The sequence below is a fragment of the Mesorhizobium sp. M1342 genome, assembly GCF_040317955.1.
Taxonomy (GTDB): Bacteria; Pseudomonadota; Alphaproteobacteria; order Rhizobiales; family Rhizobiaceae; genus Mesorhizobium.
The window spans coordinates 19037-40100 of the sequence record NZ_JAMYLI010000041.1; the positions used below are offsets into that span (position 1 = coordinate 19037).

Consider the following 21064-nt stretch of genomic DNA (forward strand, 5'->3'; position numbering starts at 1 on the left):
ATATGATGCTGCAGTGCGAAAGGCAAGCGCCGGCAAAGCGGTCGGCCTTCTACAATCGATTAAGCAAAAGCCGCGTCCGAAGATGCGGCAAAATGACTTGCCATTCCGAGATTTTTGATGTAGAACATAAAGGGAACAAACAGGTGCGCCATGAAACTGCCCGGAAAACTCGACTATCTGGAAATGCCCGCGACCGGTGGAACGCTGGACCGGCTGAAGGCTTTCTACAGTACTGCCTTTGCCTGGTCGTTCACCGATTATGGGCCGACCTATTCGGCCTTTGCCGAAGGCCTGGACGGAGGCTTCCAGGCAGATGCCGCGGAAGCGCCATCAAAGCCGCTGCCCGTGCTCTACAGCAGGGATCTGGAGCAAACCCTCGACGCTGTCGAAAGCGCCGGCGGCACGATCGTCAAACCGATCTTCCCGTTCCCCGGCGGCCGGCGCTTCCACTTCGTCGATCCAGCCGGAAACGAGATGGCGGTGTGGTCCGAATAGCCCGCTGCATATCATTTGGCAGTGCTGCGTTGCCTGCCCAATTCGAGCGTTCCAACCGTCACTCATAAGGATTGTGCTTTTTGGCTGCTCTGCTAATAACGCGCCGCACAAGCGACTCTGACGGCAATTGGGGCGTCGCCAAGTGGTAAGGCATCGGTTTTTGGTACCGACATTCCCAGGTTCGAATCCTGGCGCCCCAGCCATCCCGCTCAGGTCCGTTCCGGACACATAGGACCCGAGAGTACCTTTGCGATCTTCCATGAAGCCGGTCGGTTAATAGTTCGACTGCGTCATAAGTTCAGCGAAACCAACGCCATCGCGGCAAATTCGGGTCAGCATTTGCACATGATCTGGACAGTGTCGCCTTGAACATCTCCTTCTTTCCATACATAGGTCGGCCAGGTGGGTGGCGGCTCAACATGGAACTTCAATGAACCTTCCTATCTTCGCCATCAACCTCGATCGCGAGACCCAGCGCTGGAGCGAATTGCTTGCCAGCGCCGAAACGGCAGGACTGACCTTGCGGCGCATTGCCGCCGTCGACGGTCGGGCGCTTGCTGAAAAAGACTGGACGGAGATCGATCTGCCAGCCGCGCGCAAGCTGAGCGGGCGCGACATCCTTTCGGGCGAATATGCCTGTTACCGCAGCCATATCCAGGCGCTGGAAACGTTCCTGGCCGGTGGCAGCGCCCATGGCCTGATCGTCGAGGACGACGTCCTCTTCAGCGAAAACACCATGCGGCGCATCGAGGCCATCATCGCGGCGGTGCCGGATTTCGACGTCATCAAGCTGACCAACCATCGCATGAGCTTCTTCATGCGCGCCGTCGAGACGGCGGAAGGCGACGAGATCGGTCGTGCGCTGCATGGCCCGCAAGGCTCGGCCGCCGCCTATCTGGTGACGCGGGAGGGCGCGCAGGGTCTGTTGTCGGCGCTCGCCGTTATGAAAATGCCATGGGACGTTGCACTCGAGCGCTTTTGGGATACCGGCCTGAAAGTCTATTCGGTCCGCCAAAACGTGCTTGGCTTCGCCGCCAGCAGTGGGATCTCGGGCATAGCGGGCCCCTCGGGAAGCTACAAATCCGCAAGGCTGGGCGGGCCGAGCCGGATACGTGCCGGGGTGTTGCGGGCCAGCGACGAGCTGCGCCGCCTGCATCACGTCCTGCTGCCGCCCCCTCTGCCGCGAGATGCCCTGGATGATGCCAAGGACAACGCGCCGCGCCACACCTTGCTTCTGTTGCTTGCGGCACTCGCCATTCTAGCTTTGGTCTCCGCGGTGTGGCGCGAGGCCGACACCTACCGCTATGCGGGCCTGGCGCTGGCCCTGTTCGCGGTCATCCGCTGGTTCAGAGTGGATTTGTGGACCTACAGCAAACCGCTGATCGGTTGGGTCGGCTTTCTGTGTCTGGGCTGGTCGCTCTATGTCTTCATCCGACTGGCGATCGTCTATTTCGGCACCCACCAGTTGGGTGGCGCCGAAGGCATTTACATGTTTCCGCTGTTCTACGCGACGACCGGCTTCGCGTTTCTGCTGTTTGTCAGGCAACCCGCACGGCTCGTGCTCTGGTTCATGATCCTCAGTCTCGTCTTCCTGGCTGCGGACACCTTCTATTCGGACATGTTTCAAGGCATCCAACCGGCCCCGTGGCTTTTCAACAATCCCATCCACGCGTCGGTAGCGGCCGGTTTCATCTTCCTCTGCACGCTGCAATTCATGGCCTACTCGGCCCAGAGAACGGACCTCGGGAAAGCAACCAAGAACCTGCATTGGGTCCTGTCGACAGCCGTCCTGCTGCTTGCCCTCGTCAATATCATCGAGATGCGGTCAAAGGGAGTGTGGCTTGCGCTTGCGCTCGCTCTGCTCTTGTTGGCGGTCATGACCCTGGCGAGAGGCCATCGTCGCGAACTGTTGGTTTCGGGTGGCGTGCTGGTGATCGTGGCGGCCGGCATTGTCGCAGCACACAACATCTTCTCGTCCACCGCCGACGATACCATGGCATTCATCAAAACCTTGGTTCCGGATGTGTTCAGGCATGGGGTCCTCCCCGCCTTCGACCGCGCCATCGCGAGCGATGCGGTGCCACTTGCAGCCAAGGAGAGGCTGATGCTGTGGGCGGATGCGATCAATATCTGGAAGCGCCACCCGATCTTCGGAGCCAGTTCCAGCTGGCTGACCGAATGGCAGAACAGAACCTATCATCCCATGATCTTCAACGTCTTCCACAATGGTTATCTGGAGATTGCCGTGCGCTATGGTGTGGTCGGATTGGCGTTCTTTGCCTTTCTCTACACCTGGTCGGCCAGGCAGGTTCTACTGGCCATGCGAGCCAAGCTTGTCGCTCCGGCCGCATGGTCCTGCTACATCTCCACACTGGTCTTCTTCGCCCTAAGCATCCTTACCAATTCCAACAACCGGCTGGCCATGGGTGAGGCCTTCATGTGGTTTGCCGCGGCGTTCGGCTTCTACTGTTTTTATGTTCGCCAGCAGAAGAACCTTGTCGCGCCGCGGACCTATTTTTAGGGTCTGCCGGCGCAGCACGTATCTGACCAGCCGATTGCGACCAATGCCCCTTTGAGGCCCCGCTCAATTTCCCGATAATCGGGAAAGTCGATGCCAAAATCCATGGCTTATCGCCGGCAACCCCTTCGTTACGATCGACACGGATCACAGACAGGGGTTGTCACGGACATGCTGACGGACAGGCAGGCACGCGAAGCGGTGGAGCAGTACCGCGAGGAAGGATACGCGGTCGTTCGACAATTCGTCGACGGCGACGAGATGATCCGGCTGAAGAAGGAAACCGATGCGGTCTATGCCGACGGCCTCAAGCATCACGCCACCTTCCGGCACGGCAACCTGAATTTCCAGATCCTGCCTGAATCGGACTTTGGCCAACGCTATGTGCTGCAGGCTTACTGGTTTTCCTGGATCAATTCCTATTTCGAAGAATTCCGCCGCAATCCCGACTATCTGAAGCTGCTCGAGGGCCTGATCGGCCGTGACATAAGGCAGATCGCCCAACAGCTGCACTGGAAGCCGCCCGGCGCCAATGTCACGGGTTATCGCTTCCACCAGGATCTGCGCTTCCGTAACCAGGCCGCCTTCGACAATGTCGCCGACGCCACCGTGACAACAGGCCTCGCGGTCGATCGGGCGACGCTGGACAATGGCTGCCTTCAGGTCGTGCCCGGCAGCCACAAGCTCGGCTATCTCGGCCTGTCGGACGAGGGAACCGGCGAACTGATGAAGGGCCTGACCGCCGAAGAAGAGTTGCGCAAGGTCGGCATCGACCCGGCGACCATCGTTCCGCTGGTGCTGGAGCCGGGCGACCTTGCTTTATGGGGGCTGCTTACCGTGCACGGCTCCTCGCCCAACAAATCGCAGCACGACCGGGCCTTTGCGCTGTCCAGCTATGTGCGGGCCGATACGACGCAACGTGGCGAATGGGCGTTCAGGGACGGTGTTTCGGTGCCGCTCGGCAAGACGCCGGCACTGTGCAAATACGAAAAGCTCTTCGAGGAGCCGGGGCCGATGTACGACACCACCGCCTGGTGGAAATGACGCTGCCGCGTCGGGCGACGGGGGCAGAGGGGGCCGGGCGTTAGCGCCCGGCCCCTGACGGCGTTGGCCATGGGCAATCGCGCAGCATTTCAGGCGGTGAAGTCGGCCGACAGTTCGCGGATCAGGAAATCGACGAACGCGCGCACCTTGGCCGCAATATAGGTGCGGTGCGGATAGAGCGCGTAGATCGGGCTGGAGCCGGGGCGAAACTCATCCAGCTGCACTTCCAGCCGGCCGTCCCTGATCGCAGCGTCGACCAGCAGGCTGGGCAGGTTGCCGATGCCGAAACCGGCGGTGGTCATCTGATAGGCGGCCTCGACGCTGTTGGTCGAGATGCGCCCGCCGACAGCCGCATCGAAAGGGCCGTCGGGTCCGATGAATGGCCACGTGCCAAGGCGCTTGGCGAAATTGCTCAGCACGCAGGAATGGCTTGCCAGCTCATCCGGGTGGACCGGACGGCCGTTTGCATCCCAATAATCGGGCGTGGCGCAGACATAGTTGCGGACTTCACCAAGCCGGCGGGCAATCAGGGCGGAATCCGCCTGACCGCCGAAGCGGATGGCGACATCGTAGCCTTCCTCGACAATGCCGACGACATAACGCGCGGTGAGGTCGAACTCGATCGTGGTGAGCGGATTCTCTTCGAGGAACTTGGGCACCAGCTTGGTGATGCGCGTGTGGCCCAGAACGTTGGAGCAAGAAACCCGGATCAGGCCGCGTGTCTCCTTATGCAGGCCGCGCGTCGAATCCTGCAGTTCGGAAATGTCGTCGAGCAGGCTGCGCGCGCGCGGAGCATAGTCGCGGCCTGCCTCGGTGAGGCTGAGGCGCCTTGTGGTTCGATTGATAAGCCGGACACCGAGGTCGTCTTCCAGTTCCTTGATGGTGCGGCTGACGGCCGTCGTCGACATGTTGAGATCGCGCGCCGCCGCCGACAGGCTGCCCAGCAGGCAGACCCGATCGAACACCCGCATCGCCGTCAGAAGATTCATCTTGCCTTCCCCTCGCCGTCGCGGCCCCGCTGCCATCGGCTGCGTCCTGTAGAAAACAGCGCCCAGCAACGATGCGGCAAGGGCATTCCACCGAATTTGGACGTAAAATCAACAATGGGAGAACCGACATGACATCCAAGCCTCTTCACCCGGCGATCGGCGTATTTGCGGAGGGCGCAAAAAGCGGCGCGCTTGGCCGCCGCGAGTTCCTGGCACTGGCCAGCGCCTTCGGCGCCAGCACGGCGATTGCCTATGGGCTCATCGGTCAGCCGGTCCCAGCACGGGCCGAGGAAGCCGCCCAACCCAGGAAGGGCGGCGTGCTGCGTGTTGCCATGCAGGTGATGGAGCTGGAAGACCCGCGCAAGTTCAAGGTTTCGCAGATGGGCAACATCGCCATGCAGTTTCTCGAACCGCTGGTGCGATGGAAGCCGGATTTCACCTTCGAGCCGGTGCTGCTGCAGAGCTGGGAGATCAATGCGGACGCCACGGAATATGTGCTCAAGGTGCGCCCGGGGGTGAAATGGTCGAACGGCGACGATTTCACCGCCACGGATGTCGCCTTCAACATCACGCGCTGGTGCGAGAAGGATGCCGCCGGCAACTCGATGGCCGGGCGCATGACCGCGCTGATCGATCCCGACACCAAGGTGGCGCGCACTGGTGCCATCGAGGTTCGCGACGGCCACACCGTGGTCCTGAAACTGTCTCAGCCCGACATCACCATCATCCCCGCGATGACCGACTACCCGGCATTGATCGTCCACCACACCTTCAATCCGAAGGCTGCGCCACTGTCGGCCAACCCCGTTTCCACGGGCCCGTTCGAACTTAAAAAACTCGATGTCGGCGTTGCTGCCTCGGTGCGCAAGCGGCCGGACGGGTCGTGGTGGGGCGGCGAGGTGTTCCTCGACGGCATCGACTGGACCGACTACGGCACCGACTCGGCCGCCACCGTCTCCGCCTTCGAATCCGGTGAGATCGACCTGAATGGGCAGACGCAGTCCTATGACGTCGCCATGCTCGACAGGCTGGGCCTGAAGAAAAGCGAGATCGTCACTGCCGCCACCCTGGTCTCGCGCTGCAACGTCAACGCCAAACCCTATGACGACAAGCGCGTGCGCAACGCCATACAGCTTGCGGTCGACAACGAAGCGGTGCTGCAACTGGGCGCCGACGGCATGGGTATCGTCGCGCAGAACGATCATGTCGGACCGATGCATCCCGAACACGCCGACTTGCCGCCGATCAAACGTGATCCGGTCCGGGCCAGGGCATTGCTCGAGGAAGCCGGCCAGCTCGATTTCGAGTTCGATCTGATCTCGGTCGAAGCCGATTACCGCAAGGAAAGCTCCGATGCCGTCGCCCAGCAGATGCGCGACGCCGGCTTCAAGGTGAAACGCACCGTCATCCCGGAATCGGCATTCTGGAACGACTGGACGAAGTATCCCTTCGCGACGACCAATTGGAACGCCCGACCGCTCGGCATCCAGACCTATGCGCTTGCCTACCAGACCGGTTCGGCATGGAACGAGACAGGGTTCGCCGACCCCGACTTCGATGCCAAGGTCCACAAGGCCAACGCCATCGCCGATCCGGAGCAGCGCCGTGCGGTGATGAAGGAACTGCAGGTCATGCTGCAGGATTCCGGCATCATCGTTCAGCCCTACTGGCGAAAGCTGTTCTGCCATATGAAACCTGCCTTGATGGGTTACCAGATGCATCAGGCCTATGAGCAGGACTTCACCCGGGCCTGGCTCGCCGCCTGATCACGGGCAATCCCTCCGACAGGGTGGCGCATTTTCGGCGCCGCCCTTCGCCTGCTCACCGGGAAAGTCGCGCCGAAGCGTCGGCATCAAGGGCATTCGAGGAGCAGTGCGGGCTTCGCATCGGGCATGATGCGCAGGTGCGGCCACACGCGCCATGCCTTGGCAGGTCGGCCGGGATTCCGGGCCACCGCACCGGACCGGCTGGCACGTCAAGCGGGTGAAACTTTTTGGTTTCCGCCTCTGTCATCATCAAGCTCCGGTTCATGGCTGGAGCTTACTTTTGACTGATGGAAGTGAAACCCGCTTTCCCGGGCAACGACCTTCCCGAAAACCGGGAGAATTGCGCTCTTGGTGCCGACGGGGAACCGAAGCAGCAAGACGACCCGCATGAGCGGTTTGCCGCCGCCTGATGTTATGCCGGATCTCAACAGGTCTGCCGCCAGTTGGAGTGAATTCGCCTGCCTATTGTGCGGAACTCCAGCCTGTCTCGAACGTTAGAACCGACATCTGCGAGATATTTCCTGCTGACGCGATAGGCAGTTATGAAGCGGGTGGGACGCCCCGAGCCACACCGCCTGTCGGATATGAAGCAATTTTGCGGTTGAGATCGCGGAACATGCAGCGTTATTTCCATCCGATCTGGAGATCTTAAATTGCCAGCTCGAATATGCTGCGTCTTTGGCAGCTGGCAATTGCTCAGCCTGGTTGCCTCACTTCGCCAATCAACAATGGATGGAAGCTCCCCGGCGGATGAGGAGCATGAGGATTACCTTCTGCTCTATGAAACGGCCGGCGTTTCCGAGCATTTCAAGACCGGTCTTGCTGAACTTGCGTCTGCAGTATGGACCTGGAAACGGATCATATGGGCGTACGACCTTCTGACGTCCGAGCGTAAATATGGGCAACTGCAAATTTTCCGGGTCCATCGTCTGATCCGAGACACAATTGGTCTCGACGCGAGTACCGCAGCTGAAATCTGGGCCTGCTTCGTTAACCGGCCATCGGAAAAAATACTGCTGGACTCATACCCGGAAGCCAAGATCGTTTTGTATGAGGATGGCTTGACGTCATACCTTCCATTCGAAATGTCAACCATGTCACGGCCGCCAGGCACCAGGTTTAGACGGCGCATCACCGGAGCCTTGATTGCAGGACTCTCTACAATTTCACCCGCGTTCCGACTGAGGAAAGCGGCCGACAAGATAGAAAGACACCATCTGAGGCGGGTGACAAAGTTTTATTCTTTGCTTCACGAAATCCCCATTCACGATGCTCTGGAGAACGTACCAAGATTTCAGGTCGGCGCTTCGCTGATGCGCGACGTAATAGATGAAGCCTGCAGGGATGCGCTTTCCGGCGGCAAACATTGCCGTGCGTCAGCCAACCCACGGATCCTGCTGCTCGGCCAAGCATTGTCGCGAAACGGCATAATGTCGTACGCGCAAGAGGCGGCGATCTATAGACGAATTGCGGAGCAGATCGTCGAGAGGGGATACGACGTCGTCTGGAAGGAACATCCAAGAATAAGCACGCCCTTCTTCCCCGAATTGCTGGATACGGTCGGCAATGTGACGGCCGACGCCAGCACCAGGATCATGGAGGCGAGCCTCCCACACATATATCCGATAGAGCTTGTCGTATCCCGGATGAACATTGTTGGGTGCGTCTCCGGCACGTCAGCTGCCCTTCTCTACCTGAAGTGGCTTTACGGCATCAAAACATACACATTCGCGGAAACCTTGATCCCCCTGATGACCGGCGCGGATATTCTAATGAGCGAAATGGTGAAAGCCCATGCGGAGCCCTTTTCAGGGCTCCAATCTTTGAACGCAACCAAGGATCCGTTGAAAGGCGGCAGCCCGAACAGGTTGAACACGATCCTCTGAATCCAACTCAGGCAAACTCGATCTGAGACACCATCGATGTCAAAGCCGCTTTCAGTCCTTCAACGTGCCACCAGGGCCGACGTTCGATCGGAGCCGTTTCCACACATCATCCTGCGCGACGCCCTTCCCCTCGATCTCTACCAGGAGTTGGCCGACACGTTTCCCGCTCCGGAAGCGCTCGAAATCGATACGCGCCGCAACAACACCAGATGGGACTATGAGGCCCACCGCATTCGGTCGAACGAAGCTGTGCCGCAAATATGGCGCGATTTTATCGCCTACCATGTATCTCAAGCATTTTTCGCCGAGATCGCCGAACTGTTCTACGACGATATTCATAAGCTTTACCCTGATTATTACCCCAATTATGAACGCCTCAAGAATATGAAAGCGGGCATCAGGTTTCCCGGCTTTTCGTCAACCTGGTTGGAGAAGTTGAAAAGCCATTCTACATCAAAGGAAAAAAGATACGGCCGCGCTACGTCCCGGCGCATCAAAACCAGGATGAGGCGGAACAGACCTGGCTGAAAAGGCTCAAGCAAAAATTGCGGCTTTGAAAGACAACGCCGTCGATCTGAGTTTCAGCCTGAACCGCCAACACCGAGCCGGATTCGACCTTTGCGGCGGCCAGGCACAGATTGGAACAGAATGAGATTTTATCCAGCCGCCGAACGGATCGCTTTTTTCGGCACGCTTATCGCTGTTCTTGCCCTTGCATTGCTGCCTATGCCCCGACTCGAGGAGTATGGGATCGATATCGGTTTCCGGTCCGACAAGCTGAACCACGCCAGCGCCTTTGCCGTCATGACTTTCCTTGGAGGACTCGGCTGGCCCGATCGCAAGACAAGGCTGATCGTCTTCCTCGCCATGGTTGGAGCGGCGATCGAGGTCCTCCAGGGCACGGCGCTGATACGACGTGATCTGGATGTGTTCGACTGGGTTGCCGATTGCGCCGGCATCGCATGTGGCCTCGTGGCCGTGATCTGTGTGAACTGGATCTTGCGGCGCAGAGGTTGAGCCTGTTGTCAGGCCTTATGTGCACGGCGCCGATAGCCACAGGAGTTCGCCCTCGGCTCCATTGACTCGGCGAAATCGGATTGCAACGATCCGATCCGGGAGTGGCGATTTTTCTACCTTGGCCGGACAGATGAAGCTTCGGGCGCGGCACCCAGGAAGCGCACCATCAGTATTGAGGGACGATGACGATCAAGATCAGGCTTCCGGGTGGTGTGTTGAAGGTCAAGCAACGTCATGAACTGCGGCGGCGGGAGTACAAGGGCGAAGTCCCGGTCTGGCAGTGTGGCAAATATTTCGTCATCTGGTGGCCCAGTACAATTCCTGATCGACCCTCCAAGAGCTCGAATACTGACGAGGAGCTTGAAATGAACCTTCCATCGACTGGAGAAAGCACGTAAGCTCTATGCATCATGGCTTTTCGAATCAGATTGCCGGGAGGCACACTGAAGGTGAAGACCTACCGCGAACTGCGTGATCGCGAACGGGATCGCAGGGTGCCTGTGCTGAAGCTGGGATCACTCTATTTCGTCTGGGCTTCGGCCAAACAGCATTCGCACAAACACAATCCGACGCTCTGATTTTTTTGCCGGGGTTCACACTTTTCCCTGAAATCGCTCCAGAGCCGCCCATTCGCAGGTAGCGCGACCTGGGTCAGCTTGCCTCGCGCATCGCCTCGGCCGCCTGCAGGTCGACCGACACCAGCTGACTGACGCCCTGCTCGGCCATGGTCACGCCGAACAGCCGGTTCATGCGCGCCATGGTGATGGGATTGTGGGTGATGATGACGAAGCGCGTCTCGGTGGTGGCGGCCATCTCGTCCATCAGGTTGCAGAAGCGCTCGACATTGTGGTCGTCGAGCGGCGCGTCGACTTCATCGAGCACGCAGATCGGCGCCGGATTGGTCAGGAACACAGCGAAGATCAGCGACATCGCCGTCAACGCCTGCTCGCCACCGGACAGCAGCGTCATGGTCTGTGGCTTCTTGCCGGGCGGGCGGGCAAGGATTTCGAGACCGGCCTCGAGCGGATCGTCGGATTCGATCAGCTGCAATTCCGCCGTGCCGCCGCCAAACAGATGCGAGAACAGCCGCTGGAAATGCCCGTTGACGACCTCGAAGGCGGCCAGCAGCCGCTCACGGCCTTCGCGGTTGAGGCTCTGGATCGCCTGCCTGAGCTTGCGGATCGCCTCGATGATGTCCTCGCGCTCCGACACGATCGCCTCCAGCCGGTCGGATAGCTCCTTCTGCTCCTCCTCGGCGCGCAGATTGACGGCGCCGAGCCGTTCGCGCTCGATCTTCAGCCGATCGAGCTGACGCTCGATCTCGGCCATTTCAGGCATCGGGCTGTCAGCCTCAAGACCGGTGTGGCGGATGACCAGATGCGGTGGTGTGTTCAGCGTCTCCTGGATGCGCGCCTCGACCTCCAGCCGGCGTTCGTCGGCTGCGGTCAGCCGCTCTTCGGCGCGAACGCGGGTCTCGCGCGCCTCGGCCAGGAACTGGATGGCGCCGGTGGCGGCCTTGTCCAGTTCGGATTGCCGGTTCTCCGCTTCCTGCAAACGGTCGGCCGCCGCCTTGCGCAAGCTCTCGGCCTCGGTGAGCTGCGACAGCAAGGCACGCCGCTTGGCGTCGATTTCATCGGGAGCATCGGCCAGCCGCTCGCGTTCGGCCTCGGCCTCGGCCTTGCGTTCGCCGAGCGATGCGATCTGCGTCGAGGCGTTTTCGGCCCGCTCCAGCCAGTTGCTGCGCTCGGCGCCAATGGCATCGAGCCGGCGCGCGCGCGCCTCGGCTTCGCGCCGCAGCCCCTCATGCACGGCACGCGCATCGGCAAGCGCGGCGCGGTCGCGGGCGACATTGGCCGAGGACTGTTCGAACTGCAATTGCAGATCGCCAAGATCGGGCGCGTCCTGCAGCAGCATTTCGGCCTCGGCGAAGGCGGCCGAAATCTCCTCATGGCTGTCGACGATGCGGGCGCGCGCTTCATCGAGCGCGGCGCGCCGGCTCTGCAATTCGCCGCCGGCTCTCTCGGCCTCGGCCAACGCATTGCGGGCAGCGTCCAGCCGATGCTGGGCGTCACGACCGGCCTGGCGCGTGTTGCGCTCGGCCTCGCTCGCCAGGCGGAGCGCCTGTTCAGCCTCTCCCAGCGCCTCCTCGGCCTGGCGCAGGACGAGCGTCGCCTGTATCGCCTCGGCATCGAGCTCAGCCAGCCGGTTCTTCTGCGCCAGCCGTTGTGCTGCGGCGGTCGGCGCATCGGCGCTGGCGGTAAAGCCATCCCAACGCCAGAGCGCGCCTTCACGGCTGACCAGCCGCTGGCCGGGAGCAAGCAGCGGCTGCAACCGGCGGCCGTCGCTAGATTCGACGATACCGACCTGCGCCAGGCGGCGGGCGAGCTGTGCCGGCGCGTGAACCACGCTGGCCAGGCTTCTGACGCCTTCCGGCAGAGCCGCGTCGCCGGGCCGGATCGCGCTTTCGCCCCAATGCACCGGCGCGCTGCGGTCGAGCGGCACGTCGAGATCTTCACCAAGGGCCGCACCCAGCGCCGTTTCGAAACCGCGATCGACGCTGATCTGTTCCAGCACGGCCGGGAAAAGATCGCCACTGGCGGCATTCAGGATTTTTGCCAGCGTGCGCGCTTCGGTTTCGATCCGTGCCAGCTCGGCCCTGGCATCCTGAAGCGGTGGCCGGGCAGCGCTTTCGGTAGCGCGGGCATCGATGACCGACTGCTCGGCCTCGGACACGGCAGCCTCGGCCTCCTCCAGCAGCGCCATGGCCTGTTCGACCAGCACGCGCTTCTCGGCCGGATCGGGCAGGCCAGCGACCTTGGAGAGTATCTCCGACAATTCCCGGTCGACATCGGCAAGCTGACGGGCGAAGCGGTCGCGGCGCTCGGCGGTGTCGCGCAGCGTCCGTTCGATCTGGTTGCGCGAGGCGGCAGCCTCGGCCCGTTCGGCGGTCAGCGCGGCGAGCTTGGCTTCGCTTTGCGAAAGCGTCGACGCCGCCTGTTCGAACGCCGCACGGGTGGTGGCTTCGCGTTCGGCGGCGCCGGCATTTTCCGAATTGAGTGCTGCCTCTTCGGTGCGAAGGCGCTCGAGAATGTCCGCATTGTCGCGGACCATGCGCTCTTCACGTGCGATATCGCCGTCGAGCTGCTGCAGCCGGCGCTCGAGTTCGCTCTGACGGGCGCGGATGCGACCGGCTTCCTCCTCGATCTGCGACTTGGCGATCGACAGGCGCTGGAAGGCAGCGGCGGCGGCGGCTTCCGCGTCGCGCAGGTCCGGCAGCCTATGAGCGCCGATGCCTTGCTCCCTGGCGGCGGCCATCTGGGCTGCGGCGCGGTCGCCGACCAGTGCTGTCGCAACCGCCAGCGCCGAACGTGCCTCGCCTTCCTGGGTCTTGGCCAGTGTCCAGCGCAAATGCAAAAGCGTCGCTTCTGCCTTGCGGATATCGGCCGACAGGTTCTTGAAGCGGGACGCCTGGCGCGCCTGGCGCTTCAGGCTTTCGATCTGGCTTTCCAGCTCGCCGACGACGTCGTCCAGTCGTTCGAGGTTCTGCTCGGCCGCCTTCAGCCGCAGTTCTGCCTCGTGGCGGCGGGTGTGCAGGCCGGAAATGCCTGCCGCCTCTTCGAGCAGCGCGCGGCGTGCCTGCGGCTTGGCCTGGATCAGTTCGCCAATGCGGCCTTGACCGACCATCGACGGCGAACGCGCGCCGGTTGACTGGTCTGCGAACAGAAGCTGCACGTCCTTGGCACGGGCCTCCTTGCCGTTGATACGGTAAAGCGAGCCGGCCTCGCGCTCGATGCGGCGCGACACCTGCAGTTCGTCGGCATCGTTGAAGGCAGCGGGCGCCGAGCGGTCACTGTTGTCGAGGAAAAGCGTGACTTCGGCGGTGTTGCGTGCGGGCCGAGTGCCCGAGCCGGAAAAGATGACGTCGTCCATGCCGGACGCGCGCATGTTCTTGTAGGAGCTTTCGCCCATCACCCAGCGCAGCGCCTCGACAAGGTTCGACTTGCCGCAGCCATTCGGCCCGACAATGCCGGTCAGGCCGCGTTCGATGACGAACTCGCCGGGTTCGACGAAGGACTTGAAACCGAGGAGGCGAAGGCGCGAAAACTTCATTCGCCCCGCCCACTAAGCGGATTTCCGTGATTTTGCGAAAGGAATTCGCGGCACGACAGGAAGCCGCGCACGCCGAAGCGCCGCCGCCTCAGGGCTGACTGGATGTCAGAGCAGAGGGTCGATGATGGCCGACATTTCCTCAATCGACATCGCCCCTTTGTAGGTCTTACCGTTGATGAAGAAGGTCGGTGTCGAGTCGACCTTGAATTCATTGGCGCCGCGCTTCTGGACCGATCTCACATCGTCCAGAAGTTTCTGGTCCGTCAAGCAGGCCTCGAAGGACTCCTGTGTAAAACCGGCGAGCTTCGAGATTTGCAGCAGCGCATCCTTGGTATTCTGAACGCCAACCCAGTTCGCCTGCTGCCTGAACAGGACGTCGACCATGGGGTAATAGTTATCCTTGGCGCAGCGCGCCAGCATAAAACCGGCTTCGGCGCTCGGATCGAACGGGAATTCGCGCAGCATGTAGCGGACCTTGCCGGTGTCGATGTACTTGGTCTTCAGGTCCGGAAAGGTGGTCTCGGCGAAATGCGCGCAGTGCGGGCAGGTCATCGAGGCGTATTCGACGATGGTGACCTTGGCGTCATCCTTGCCAAGCTGCTTGTCGGGCAGCGCACCCGGCTTCATCAGTTCCGCCACATCCACGGTGCCCTGGGCCTCCGGCGCGGTGGCGGCGGCCGGCGTGGCCGCCTTCGCGGGGGCGGCCGGGGCCGCAGGCTTCACATCCGCGGCCTTCGCCTCCTCGCCAGAGTCGCTGCAGGCGGCGAGCAGGGCCACCGCCGGAATGGCGGCCAGCGAAGACAGGAGGTTTCTGCGAGACAAGCTTTGGCCGAACGGGGGACGGTTCATACGAATCACCTGACAAGGGTTGGATTTTGCAATGCAAAGGCACGAAAAGGCGAGAGTTGGCGCGAATTAAGGCATCTCGATCCCCAATCCAATCGCGAAACCTGACAAGAGCGATCACGAATGCGAGATATTGACGACGAATCCATGACTTTCTTCGAGACGCCTATGATTTTCTCTCCCCAATAATGGTCGCGCCAAGTTTCTCCAGCGAGGCGCGCAGTTCATCATTATCGACCAGGCCGACAGTTCCCGACAATTTCGTCTTCTCAGCCGCCGTCAGCGGCCTCAGGGCCGGTTTGCGCCTTCCTTTGTCGGCTGTCACCGGCTTCTGCAGGATCCTGATGCGATTGATGGCGGTGAAGCCGAGGAAGGCGTTGACCCGGTTGATGATCTCGCCCGTCTCGTGCTGCAGATGAAGTGCCGCCATGCCTTCGCAGGCAATGACCAGCACGGCCGGCTCGAACGGATCGTCCTCATGCATACGGCGCGGCCACTGGATTTTTTCGGGGCGCGAATGGCTGGCCAGCCGCGGGCCGGCAATCTCGTCCCATGACTGGACGAGGCCGATCGAAATGCCGGCCCGCTTGCGCAGCACCGGATCGAGGATCCTGGTCGCGAGATCGCTGACCGGGACGGGATTGCCGTAGGGCGTTCTCCCTGCCATGTACGTCCTCCAGCGACGACCCAGCAGATACCGGCCAGGCCAATACAAGATCAATGGCACCAGCAGACCAGACCCGCAAGACCGCATCCTGGGATAGTGGCAAAGCCACATCCGGAGATAGCAGCACAGCTGCATCCGGTGTCAGCGACGATATCGCATCCCGCCTGCTCAGCTGGTACGATGTGCATCACCGTGAATTGCCGTGGCGCATCACACCAATTGAGCATGCGCGCGGCGTGCGGCCTGATCCCTACCGCATCTGGCTCTCCGAGGTCATGCTGCAGCAGACCACCGTCGAAGCGGTGAAGGCTTATTTCAAGGTATTCGTCGAGAAATGGCCCGATGTCGAAGCGCTGGCCGCGGCGCCCACCGAGGACGTGATGAAGGCCTGGGCCGGGCTCGGCTACTACTCCCGCGCCCGCAATCTCAAGGCCTGTGCCGATCTTGTGGCCGCGCGTGGCGGCCGGTTTCCCGACACGGAGACGGGTTTGAGAGAACTGCCCGGCATCGGCGCCTATACGTCGGCGGCCATCACGGCGATTGCCTTCGATCGCCCCGCCGCCGTTGTCGACGGCAATGTCGAACGTGTCATCTCCCGGCTGTTTTCGATCACAACCCCGCTCAGCGAAGCCAAGCCCGAGATCCGTGCCCATGTCGAGCGCATGGTGCCCGGGACAAGGCCTGGCGACTTCGCCCAAGCGATGATGGATCTCGGCGCCACCATCTGCACGCCACGCCGGCCGCGCTGCATGCTGTGCCCGCTGCGCGAAGACTGCAGCGCGGTCGTTTCAGGCGATCCCGAGCACTTCCCGGTGCGCCTGCCCAAGGCCGACAAGCCGCAGCGGCACGGCGCGGCCTTTGTCGCCGTGCGGGCCGACGGCGCCATCCTTCTGCGCAAACGGGCAGAGAAGGGTTTGCTCGGCGGCATGACCGAGGTGCCGACGACGGGCTGGACCGCGCGGATCGATGGGGCAACCACGGAAGCGGCCGCGCCCTTTCCCGCCGACTGGCGGCATGCGGGCCGCATTGCGCATGTCTTCACGCATTTCGCTCTCGAACTCGAAGTCTTTCACGCTCACATCAAAGGTGATGCGCCAGACGGGCATTTCTGGTCGCTCGCTCACGAGATTTCCGGCGAGGCGCTGCCGACTGTCATGAAAAAGGCAATCGAGGCTGCGATACCCGGCGCGACGAAAAAGCCGTCGCCACACAGTGCAAAGAGGCCCCATGACTGAAATACGCCACATCGTTTTCGACATCGGCAGAGTGCTGATCCACTACGATCCCAACATTCCGTTCAGCCGCCTCATTCCGGATGCCGAAGAGAGAAAGTGGTTTTTCGACAATGTCTGCACGCATGATTGGAACATCGAGCAGGATCGCGGCCGCACCTGGGAAGAGGCCGAGGCGCTGCTGATCGCGGACCATCCCGATCACGCGGAAAACATCCGCGGTTTCCGCCGCCATTGGCACGAGATGGTGCCGCATGCTTATGACGACAGCGTCGCCATCATGGTCGGCCTGATCGAGAGCGGCCACGACGTGACCATGCTGACCAACTTCGCCAGCGACACGCTGGCCGAAGCCCGCGAGCGCTTCGATTTTCTCAATCGTCCGCGCGGCGTCACCATCTCCGGCGAGATCGGCATGATCAAGCCCGATCGCGGCATTTACGATCATCACATCGCCGCCTTCGGCCTCGAACCGGCCGCGACGCTGTTCATCGACGACAGCCAGAAGAATGTCGACGGCGCCAAGGCGGCCGGCTGGCAGTCGGTGCTGTTCACCGATGCAAAGGCGCTTCAAGCAGACCTTGAGCGGCATGGCATCGCGACCTGATCGAGACCGGCAATGGGCAAGCTCGTTCTGACCTTCAACCCGGAATGGTCAATACTTGACGCCAGTGTCGAGCATGGCCACTTTCGAGGACGTGGCGATGCCTATTTCCCGACCGACGAGGTAAGCGAATTTATTGTGTCATTGCAGGCCTATCCGCTTAAACGCGCGGATCTGGTCCTGAGATCGCCCGGCCTGATAAGCATCTCGGTTTTCCCGGCGGATGGCGTCGGTCACCTGTTCGTCCGGATCGAGGTCGCGGAGGAGATCGAAGCCCGTGACTTCGCGCGTGTGCGACTCCGGACGGACTATTCGCGTCTGTCGCGTTTTGCCAGTCAGCTCTCACTGATGGCGAAAGGCGAGGTCAGCGAAATCATCCTGGAGGAAGACAAGGCCTGAGCTGCCGATCAGGCCCCTGCCCGCTCCATGCCGAGCCGCGCGATGCGGCGAAGCTCGTCGATCGGGGTCAGGCCACCGCTGCGCTCATAATGCCAGAAGGTCCAGCCGTTGCAGGCGTCCAGCCCCTGCACTTCGGCACCGATCTTGTGGATCGAGCCGGCGCTGTCGCCGATCGCCACCGTGCCGTCGGCGCGCACCTTGGCCGCCCAGCGCTTCTTGGCATCGTAGAGCGTCGCGCCCGGCATCATCAGGCCGGTGTCGATCAGGCTGACAAAGGCGACGCGCGGCTCGGCGCGCTTGCCCGTGAGAACGGTCAAGTCGGCCTCTTCCAGCGGCCGCACCGCGTCGATGCGCTCGTTGGCGGCGTCGATATAGGCCTGCTCGCGTTCGATGCCGACGAAATGGCGGCCGAGACGCTTGGCCACCGCGCCCGTGGTGCCTGAGCCGAAGAAGGGATCGAGCACGATGTCGCCCGGTTTGGTCGAGGCCATCATGATGCGGGCAAGCAGCGCTTCCGGTTTCTGCGTCGGATGCAGCTTGTCGCCATTGTCGTTCTTCAGCCGCTCGCCGCCGGTGCAGATCGGAAACAGCCAGTCGGAGCGCATCTGGATGTCGTCGTTGGACGCCTTCATCGCTTCGTAGTTGAAGGTATAGCCCTTGCCCTTCTGATCGCGCGTAGCCCAGATCATCGTCTCATGCGCGTTCTGGAAGCGGCGGCCACGGAAATTTGGCATCGGGTTGGTCTTGCGCCAGACGACGTCGTTAAGGATCCAGAAGCCGAGATCCTGCATCTTGGCGCCGACCCGGAAGATGTTGTGATAGGAGCCGATGACCCAGATGGTGCCGTTGGGCTTCAGCACCCGGCGCGCCGCCAGCAGCCAGGCACGCGTGAAAGCGTCATAGGCCTCGAAACTCTCGAACTGGTCCCAGTCGTCGTCGACGGCGTCGACCTTGGACTGATCGGGGCGGTGCAGGTCGCCGTCGAGCTGCAGATTGTAGGGCGGATCGGCGAAGATGACGTCGATCGATTTTTCGGGCAACCGGTCGAGCGCGGCGACGCAGTCGCCCTTGAGGATCGTGTCCAGCCATTCGGATTGCTGGGGAGCGTGGGATAGCTCGTCGAGAAGACGCACGGCAGACATTCTGACACCCAAGGCACGCGTTACTGTTTACTCTCCGTTATGGTTACCGATCAGCGTAAATATTCCGTGAAGGCCAAGGGACGGGTGTGGCGAATTTGCGAAGGCGGCCCTGTTGGTGTATGCCGCGCCGCCTGAGCCTTCCGAGGCCACTTCGCCCTCCTATTGTCCGGATCACCATGCCCCAGCCAGACCTTGTCATCTTCGATTGCGACGGCGTGCTCGTCGATTCCGAGATCATCGCCGCCCGCGTCGACGCCGAGCTTTTGACCTTGGCAGGATACGAGATATCGGCTGAGGAGATTTCGGAGAGCTATGCCGGCCTGACCTTCAAGGACATCATGCTGCGGGTCGAGGAAAAGTCCCGCATCCCCTTCCAGGCCTCTCTGATCGACAGGGAGGAACAATTGGTCGACCGCAAACTGCGCAGCGACGTCCGCGCCATCGATGGCGTGCGCGAGGCCGTTGCCGCGGTAAGCGTGCCGCGCTGCGTCTGCTCGAATTCACGCTCCGAGCGGATCGAATTCATGCTGGAAAAGGTGCATCTTCTGCCGTTTTTCACCGACCGGATTTTTTCGGCGATGGAAACACCGACCGGGAAAACGAAACCGGCGCCGGACGTGTTCCTGTTCGCGGCGGAGAAACTCAGCGCCAACCCGGCGAACACTTTCGTTATCGAGGATTCCGTGCACGGCGTTCACGGCGCAAGGACGGCGGGCATGCGGGTGATCGGCTTCACCGGAGCCGCCCACAGCTATCCCGGCCATGCCGACGCGCTCACCGAGGCCGGCGCCGAAACGGTGATCCGCCGCTGGGCAGAGTTGAAAAGCGTGATCGCGGCGCTGTCGGAGTGGTCGGACGCCTGAGGGCGATTGAATTTCGCCCTCGTGGCGGGACTTTTCTCGCCCGGTCGGTCTACCGTTCTCGTGCTTCAGAGTGGTAGGAGGCGATACTGCAATTTTGGGAGCTGGTTTTCATTTCAAAACCCTGATGGCTATGCGATGATTGCGTCATGACGATTGAGCTTGAAATCACGCCAGAGTTACAGGCCCGCATCGATGCTATCGCGGCGCGGTCCAGCCTGTCCGCGTCGGAAGTCGTTGCGGACGCGCTTGAGAACGGCCACTCCCTTGAGTGGCAGGAGCGGTTTTTAGACAAGGTGAACGCAGGAATTGAAGCGGCCGACCGTGGTGAATTTGCCAGCCGTGCCGATATCGAGCGGGTGTTGAACAAGTACCGCCCCACCTGATGCAGGTTTCATGGACGAGCGCCGCTCTCGACGACCTCGACCAGATTCAGGATTTTATCGCGCAGGACAGTCCCGTTGCGGCGTATCGGCTAACAGCCGATCTGATTGGTCGCACCGACGAACTCTTGGCGTCAAATCCCATGGTCGGACGCAAGGGACGAGCGGGCGGAACCCGCGAGCTTGTGATAGCGCGGACATCCTATATCGTTGTTTATCGGGTGCGCGGCAGTGACGTTGAAATCATCGCCGTTGTCCATGGGGCCAGAGAATGGCCGGAGAGCCTCACATAGCCCGCCCATGTCTTGTGTTCGCCGCTTAGTTCGTCGCGGCGGCTCTCTTCCTCTGCTTCTTCTTCGGCTTGTCGGCCGTTGCCTGATGCGCGGTTTCGTCATAGCCGGCAAAGGCCTGATAGTCCTGCGCCGTCGGCTCGGGCACGACAATATTGGAATCGGTGAAGACGAACTGCGTGGCGACCGAAGGATCGGTGACCTGGACCTGATACTGGTGGATCTGCGAATAGAGGACCTCGGTGCCATGCATCACAGCCGTGCGGATGGGCATGGTGATGGTGCCTGGAGAAAACTTCGGTCCGGGGACAATCTTGCCGGCGACCGCGATCTTCATCGTCAGCTGGCCGTTGGCACGGCTGCAGTCGCGTGTCACGTCGCTGACCGATGCCTGGTAGATGATGTTGGCCGATTCGTCGGGCGGAGTTGCAGCAGCGGCGTCAGCCTCGGCCTGGGCCGCGGCATCCTGCGCGGCGTCGCCGGTCTTCTTGATCCTGGGCTTGGGCTTCTGAGCTTCCTTGGAATAGGTGTTGAAGAAAGCCGTGCCGTCCCGCACCGTCACCCTGGGACAATAGGCCTGCAACTGGCTGGCCAGTATCTTGGGATCCTGGGGCGGCGGTGGCGCCGTCGGGTCCTCCTTCTTGCCTATGCCGAGGTTCAGGATGCCATTGTCGCCCGATTGGCAGCCGGCGGCGGCAAGCATAAAGCCGGTGAGCGCAAGACCCGCCAAAAAGCGACCACTGAATGTACGAAACGCCATGAAACTGCACTTCCCTCTCGCAAAGCTGGTGACGTATATCAACCGCGCGGCAAAAA

General features: G+C 61.5%; 21 protein-coding genes and 1 tRNA gene. 16 read left to right on the forward strand and 6 right to left on the reverse strand.

The window, feature by feature from the left end; translation table 11 throughout:
* Positions 1-150 precede the first annotated feature (150 nt).
* The 4 genes from NKH06_RS29480 to NKH06_RS29495 all read left to right on the forward strand — a co-directional run bounded on the left by NKH06_RS29480 (position 151) and on the right by NKH06_RS29495 (position 4057).
* Entirely contained in the window at positions 151-495 is a 345-nt protein-coding gene (locus tag NKH06_RS29480; protein WP_127290804.1) for a VOC family protein, read from the forward strand.
* A gap of 128 nt (positions 496-623) precedes the next feature.
* A tRNA-Gln gene (locus NKH06_RS29485) sits at positions 624-698 on the forward strand.
* A gap of 227 nt (positions 699-925) precedes the next feature.
* A complete protein-coding gene (locus tag NKH06_RS29490; protein WP_352894861.1) occupies positions 926-3016 on the forward strand; it encodes an O-antigen ligase family protein in 2091 nt (696 codons plus the stop codon).
* A 168-nt stretch (positions 3017-3184) separates the two neighbouring features.
* Entirely contained in the window at positions 3185-4057 is an 873-nt protein-coding gene (locus NKH06_RS29495) for a phytanoyl-CoA dioxygenase family protein (protein WP_023808572.1), read from the forward strand.
* Positions 4058-4146: 89 nt separating this feature from the next.
* Here NKH06_RS29495 and NKH06_RS29500 read toward each other — a convergent pair whose 3' ends face one another.
* A complete protein-coding gene (locus NKH06_RS29500) occupies positions 4147-5046 on the reverse strand; it encodes a LysR family transcriptional regulator (RefSeq protein WP_127290810.1) in 900 nt (299 codons plus the stop codon).
* Positions 5047-5174: 128 nt separating this feature from the next.
* On the opposite strand from NKH06_RS29500, the gene NKH06_RS29505 reads away from it, so the two are divergent.
* From NKH06_RS29505 to NKH06_RS29530, 6 genes are all read left to right on the forward strand, one after another.
* Complete coding sequence (locus tag NKH06_RS29505; protein WP_352894864.1) at positions 5175-6812, forward strand: ABC transporter substrate-binding protein; 1638 nt, start codon at positions 5175-5177, stop codon at positions 6810-6812.
* Positions 6813-7465: 653 nt separating this feature from the next.
* The gene (locus NKH06_RS29510) at positions 7466-8698 is read left to right on the forward strand and encodes a polysialyltransferase family glycosyltransferase (RefSeq protein ID WP_352894866.1); all 1233 of its coding nucleotides are present in this window, start codon (positions 7466-7468) and stop codon (positions 8696-8698) included.
* Between the two features lie 36 nt (positions 8699-8734).
* Positions 8735-9226, forward strand: coding sequence for a hypothetical protein (locus NKH06_RS29515; RefSeq protein WP_352442770.1), 492 nt, complete (start codon positions 8735-8737; stop codon positions 9224-9226).
* Positions 9227-9346: 120 nt separating this feature from the next.
* A complete protein-coding gene (locus NKH06_RS29520; protein WP_352442771.1) occupies positions 9347-9715 on the forward strand; it encodes a VanZ family protein in 369 nt (122 codons plus the stop codon).
* A gap of 182 nt (positions 9716-9897) precedes the next feature.
* Complete coding sequence (locus tag NKH06_RS29525) at positions 9898-10113, forward strand: hypothetical protein (RefSeq protein WP_352442772.1); 216 nt, start codon at positions 9898-9900, stop codon at positions 10111-10113.
* Positions 10114-10125: 12 nt separating this feature from the next.
* Entirely contained in the window at positions 10126-10293 is a 168-nt protein-coding gene (locus NKH06_RS29530) for a hypothetical protein (protein WP_352894868.1), read from the forward strand.
* Between the two features lie 73 nt (positions 10294-10366).
* Here the strand turns inward: NKH06_RS29530 and smc are convergent, their stop codons facing one another.
* The 3 genes from smc to NKH06_RS29545 all read right to left on the reverse strand — a co-directional run bounded on the left by smc (position 10367) and on the right by NKH06_RS29545 (position 15338).
* Positions 10367-13825, reverse strand: coding sequence for a chromosome segregation protein SMC (smc, locus tag NKH06_RS29535; protein ID WP_352894870.1), 3459 nt, complete (start codon positions 13823-13825; stop codon positions 10367-10369).
* 105 nt (positions 13826-13930) lie between these two features.
* Positions 13931-14674, reverse strand: coding sequence for a DsbA family protein (locus tag NKH06_RS29540; RefSeq protein WP_352894879.1), 744 nt, complete (start codon positions 14672-14674; stop codon positions 13931-13933).
* A gap of 163 nt (positions 14675-14837) precedes the next feature.
* On the reverse strand, positions 14838-15338 hold the full coding sequence (locus tag NKH06_RS29545) for a DUF721 domain-containing protein (RefSeq protein ID WP_127412048.1): 501 nt from the start codon (positions 15336-15338) through the stop codon (positions 14838-14840).
* A gap of 53 nt (positions 15339-15391) precedes the next feature.
* Here NKH06_RS29545 and mutY point away from each other — a divergent pair, with 53 nt between their 5' ends.
* Genes mutY through NKH06_RS29560 form a run of 3 tightly spaced genes read left to right on the forward strand, consistent with a single transcriptional unit; the run spans position 15392 to position 17573 of the window.
* Entirely contained in the window at positions 15392-16573 is a 1182-nt protein-coding gene (mutY, locus tag NKH06_RS29550) for an A/G-specific adenine glycosylase (protein WP_352628650.1), read from the forward strand.
* Positions 16566-17177, forward strand: a complete 612-nt coding sequence (locus NKH06_RS29555) for an HAD family hydrolase (RefSeq protein WP_023808583.1) — start codon at positions 16566-16568, stop codon at positions 17175-17177. The genes mutY and NKH06_RS29555 overlap by 8 nt, the downstream gene beginning before the upstream one ends.
* 12 nt (positions 17178-17189) lie before the next feature.
* Entirely contained in the window at positions 17190-17573 is a 384-nt protein-coding gene (locus NKH06_RS29560) for a WapI family immunity protein (RefSeq protein WP_023808584.1), read from the forward strand.
* Positions 17574-17581: 8 nt separating this feature from the next.
* Here the strand turns inward: NKH06_RS29560 and NKH06_RS29565 are convergent, their stop codons facing one another.
* Complete coding sequence (locus tag NKH06_RS29565) at positions 17582-18715, reverse strand: site-specific DNA-methyltransferase (RefSeq protein ID WP_023808585.1); 1134 nt, start codon at positions 18713-18715, stop codon at positions 17582-17584.
* A gap of 176 nt (positions 18716-18891) precedes the next feature.
* Between NKH06_RS29565 and NKH06_RS29570 the strand changes: the two genes are divergently transcribed.
* From NKH06_RS29570 to NKH06_RS29580, 3 genes are all read left to right on the forward strand, one after another.
* Positions 18892-19578: an HAD family hydrolase gene (locus tag NKH06_RS29570; protein ID WP_023808586.1), complete on the forward strand. Its 687-nt coding sequence runs from the start codon at positions 18892-18894 to the stop codon at positions 19576-19578.
* A gap of 146 nt (positions 19579-19724) precedes the next feature.
* Positions 19725-19961 carry a transcriptional regulator gene (locus NKH06_RS29575; RefSeq protein WP_023808587.1) on the forward strand — a complete coding sequence of 79 codons (237 nt, stop codon included), beginning with the start codon at positions 19725-19727 and terminating at the stop codon, positions 19959-19961.
* Positions 19961-20251: a type II toxin-antitoxin system RelE/ParE family toxin gene (locus NKH06_RS29580; protein WP_023808588.1), complete on the forward strand. Its 291-nt coding sequence runs from the start codon at positions 19961-19963 to the stop codon at positions 20249-20251. Before NKH06_RS29575 ends, NKH06_RS29580 begins: the two co-directional genes overlap by 1 nt.
* 25 nt (positions 20252-20276) lie before the next feature.
* On the opposite strand, the gene NKH06_RS29585 is transcribed toward NKH06_RS29580, so the two are convergent.
* Entirely contained in the window at positions 20277-21008 is a 732-nt protein-coding gene (locus tag NKH06_RS29585; RefSeq protein ID WP_023808589.1) for a hypothetical protein, read from the reverse strand.
* Between the last annotated feature and the right edge of the window lie 56 nt (positions 21009-21064).

Coding starts and splice junctions, on each gene's coding strand:
- NKH06_RS29480 (WP_127290804.1), top strand. CDS start 151: ATGAAACTGCCCGGAAAACTCGACTATCTGGAAATGCCCGCGACCGGT.
- NKH06_RS29490 (WP_352894861.1), top strand. CDS start 926: ATGAACCTTCCTATCTTCGCCATCAACCTCGATCGCGAGACCCAGCGC.
- NKH06_RS29495 (WP_023808572.1), top strand. CDS start 3,185: ATGCTGACGGACAGGCAGGCACGCGAAGCGGTGGAGCAGTACCGCGAG.
- NKH06_RS29500 (WP_127290810.1), bottom strand. CDS start 5,046: ATGAATCTTCTGACGGCGATGCGGGTGTTCGATCGGGTCTGCCTGCTG.
- NKH06_RS29505 (WP_352894864.1), top strand. CDS start 5,175: ATGACATCCAAGCCTCTTCACCCGGCGATCGGCGTATTTGCGGAGGGC.
- NKH06_RS29515 (WP_352442770.1), top strand. CDS start 8,735: ATGTCAAAGCCGCTTTCAGTCCTTCAACGTGCCACCAGGGCCGACGTT.
- NKH06_RS29520 (WP_352442771.1), top strand. CDS start 9,347: ATGAGATTTTATCCAGCCGCCGAACGGATCGCTTTTTTCGGCACGCTT.
- NKH06_RS29525 (WP_352442772.1), top strand. CDS start 9,898: ATGACGATCAAGATCAGGCTTCCGGGTGGTGTGTTGAAGGTCAAGCAA.
- NKH06_RS29530 (WP_352894868.1), top strand. CDS start 10,126: ATGGCTTTTCGAATCAGATTGCCGGGAGGCACACTGAAGGTGAAGACC.
- smc (WP_352894870.1), bottom strand. CDS start 13,825: ATGAAGTTTTCGCGCCTTCGCCTCCTCGGTTTCAAGTCCTTCGTCGAA.
- NKH06_RS29540 (WP_352894879.1), bottom strand. CDS start 14,674: ATGAACCGTCCCCCGTTCGGCCAAAGCTTGTCTCGCAGAAACCTCCTG.
- NKH06_RS29545 (WP_127412048.1), bottom strand. CDS start 15,338: ATGGCAGGGAGAACGCCCTACGGCAATCCCGTCCCGGTCAGCGATCTC.
- mutY (WP_352628650.1), top strand. CDS start 15,392: ATGGCACCAGCAGACCAGACCCGCAAGACCGCATCCTGGGATAGTGGC.
- NKH06_RS29555 (WP_023808583.1), top strand. CDS start 16,566: ATGACTGAAATACGCCACATCGTTTTCGACATCGGCAGAGTGCTGATC.
- NKH06_RS29560 (WP_023808584.1), top strand. CDS start 17,190: ATGGGCAAGCTCGTTCTGACCTTCAACCCGGAATGGTCAATACTTGAC.
- NKH06_RS29565 (WP_023808585.1), bottom strand. CDS start 18,715: ATGTCTGCCGTGCGTCTTCTCGACGAGCTATCCCACGCTCCCCAGCAA.
- NKH06_RS29570 (WP_023808586.1), top strand. CDS start 18,892: ATGCCCCAGCCAGACCTTGTCATCTTCGATTGCGACGGCGTGCTCGTC.
- NKH06_RS29575 (WP_023808587.1), top strand. CDS start 19,725: ATGACGATTGAGCTTGAAATCACGCCAGAGTTACAGGCCCGCATCGAT.
- NKH06_RS29580 (WP_023808588.1), top strand. CDS start 19,961: ATGCAGGTTTCATGGACGAGCGCCGCTCTCGACGACCTCGACCAGATT.
- NKH06_RS29585 (WP_023808589.1), bottom strand. CDS start 21,008: ATGGCGTTTCGTACATTCAGTGGTCGCTTTTTGGCGGGTCTTGCGCTC.